The organism is Metabacillus sp. RB-C-LZQ-3-1 (assembly GCF_058315175.1).
Map to the genome: position 1 here is coordinate 1 of NZ_JBZFLI010000048.1, position 2,401 is coordinate 2,401.

Here is a 2,401-nt window from a genome sequence, read left to right on the forward strand (position 1 = left end):
TAATAAAAACCAAGGGTCCCAAAAAATCATTCCAGCTGCCTAGAAACGTTAACAATCCGACGACAATCAGCGCTTGCTTGCTTATAGGCAGAATGATTCCTCTATACACCTGCCAATGGCTGGCCCCGTCCATTTTAGCGGCTTCATCCATATCTTTGGGAATGGTCATGAAAAATTGCCTAAGCAGGAAAATATTGAACACCCCTCCCCCAAACCAAGACGGAGCGATCAGCGGAACCAGCGTATCCGTTAAGCCTAATGTTTTCCACCCGATAAACTGGGGAATCATCACTACAAAAAACGGCAGCATCAGCCCGATTAGCAGAATGCCAAAAATTCGATCCCGTCCCGGCCAAGTCATTCTGGAAAAGCTATAGGCGCACAGCGAGCTGGTAAGCAGCACCCCTGCCACGGAAAGTCCGGTCACAAGAATGCTGTTCCAAAAATAGGTGCCGAAGGGATGATCCGATAAAGCGCTTGCAAAATTGTCCCAGTCCAGCGAATCCGGAATGAATTTCGGAGGATTTTGAAAAATTTGCCCTAAATCGACCAGGGCCGTTCTGACCATCCAAAGAAAAGGAAAAATGCAAATAATACTGCCGGCTGTCAAAACCAAATAGACCAGTCCGGATAGAAGCACGTTGGTTTTCTTCATTTTCTGGAATCCTTTCCTTCATAGTAAACAAGCGATTTGGAAAATTTGAAGAACATCCCGGTGATGATCAAGATGACGATAAACAGCAGGATCGCGCTTGCGCTTGAGGTCCCGAATCTGGAAAATTGAAAGCTTTCTTTAAATAAGTAATACACGTATAAATAACTGGCTTTATTGGGCCCCCCTTGCGTCATCACATACGGCTGAACAAACGTTTGAAAACCGTTGATAAACCCGATGACCGTATTAAAAAAAATGATCGATGAGCTCATAGGAATCGTGATGTAAATGAGTTTATGGAACATATTTCCGCCGTCCACTTCGATAGCCTCGTAAAGGTGGGCAGATATATTTTGCAGCCCGGCCAAAAAAATAACGATCATATTTCCCGTTGTCCAAAGGCTGATCAAAACCAAGGTCGGCATCACCGTTGCGTCGGATGAAAGCCATCGTGAAGTAGGCAAATGCAAAGCCTCCAGTACATAGTTCACGACGCCGAAATCAGGCTGCAGCAGCCAAAGCCAGATCATCGAGGAGGCCGCAATCGGAATAATAGCCGGCAAGTAAAAAATCGTTCGAAATATCGTCCTTCCTTTTATTTTCATATTGAGCAAAATGGCGATAAAAAACGCAAATACGATCCCGAGCGGAACACTTACCAAAACATAATACAGCGTGGCTTTGACGGCGGGATAGAAAAAAGCGTCTTGGCCGCAAAGCAAAACCTTGTAATTCGCCAAGCCGACAAATTTTGGGGAGGAAACGACGTTATAGCTGGTGAAGCTTAGCACTAGGGTATAGATGATAGGACCCACCACAAATATAAGGAAACCCAGTAAAACCGGAGAAGCAAACAAGAGCCCCTGGATCAGCTCGCGGAATTGCCTTTTTTTGCGTTCACGGCTTGCCGTTAATGCGTAGCCGCGGTTTTCAACACTGTCCATCCTGTATCTCCTTTGATCATAATTTACAGCACCGGCTGCCTTAACCTGATTATAAAGGAGGCGCTTCCAGCCGAAAATTCGAATGATTTTGGTTTGGTGGATTATTCTTATATTTGCGGGAAATAAGGGACAAAAAAAGACTTCACCCGCCTTAAGGAGTGAAGCCGTCGTCTGAGTATTTGGGTTGGTTCCTGTAGTACCTGCTCCTATTCCTGCCAGGTCACTGGTCTATCGAGTATGACGCCATCCGTCGCTACCCATTGGCGGAGACTGCCCGCTTGGGCCTGAATTACGATGAAATACAAATCGCCAGTACCGTTATTGCGAAGCGTGCGCTCGCCTTCAGGTGAAACACGAATAACCGTTCCTTCCTTCACATCAAAAATTTGTCCATCCACCTGAAACTGACCTCGGCCGCCAGTGAAAAGGTATAGCTCCTCATTCTCGCGATGGGTGTGATAGAACGGGATAGAGCCTCCCTCCGGCAGTTGGTTCAGTGATACTTCCATACCCGTTAGTCCAAGCCTGTCCTTCAAAAAGTACTTACCTGGGGTGGGGTCCTTCGACATATTCAAAAGACCGCTAAAAGAACCGGCTTCTACAACGCTAAAATTTTTTCCATTCATATGTAAACTTCCTTTCGATATGGATTAACTACTCACCCAGTATAAATCACGTACTTGCAAAATGCAAGCATGAATCGTATAATCGAATCATGAAAAAACGAACCTCCACCGTTTGTCCAATTGTATATGCGCTCGACATCTGGGGCGATCCCTGGAGCCTGGTCATCCTTCGCGAT

General features: G+C 45.9%; 3 protein-coding genes. All 3 read right to left on the reverse strand.

Translation table 11 applies throughout. The annotated features are described in order from the left end of the window. Window positions 1-655, reverse strand: a 655-nt coding sequence (locus tag AC4GZ8_RS26260) for a carbohydrate ABC transporter permease (RefSeq protein WP_491084826.1), incomplete at its 3' end; no start/stop codon positions are given. Next, the gene (locus AC4GZ8_RS26265; RefSeq protein WP_491084827.1) at window positions 652-1,599 is read right to left on the reverse strand and encodes a carbohydrate ABC transporter permease; all 948 of its coding nucleotides are present in this window, start codon (window positions 1,597-1,599) and stop codon (window positions 652-654) included. The genes AC4GZ8_RS26265 and AC4GZ8_RS26260, both read right to left, overlap by 4 nt. Before the next feature lie 206 nt (window positions 1,600-1,805). After that, entirely contained in the window at window positions 1,806-2,225 is a 420-nt protein-coding gene (locus tag AC4GZ8_RS26270) for a cupin domain-containing protein (protein WP_491084828.1), read from the reverse strand. Window positions 2,226-2,401: the final 176 nt, after the last annotated feature.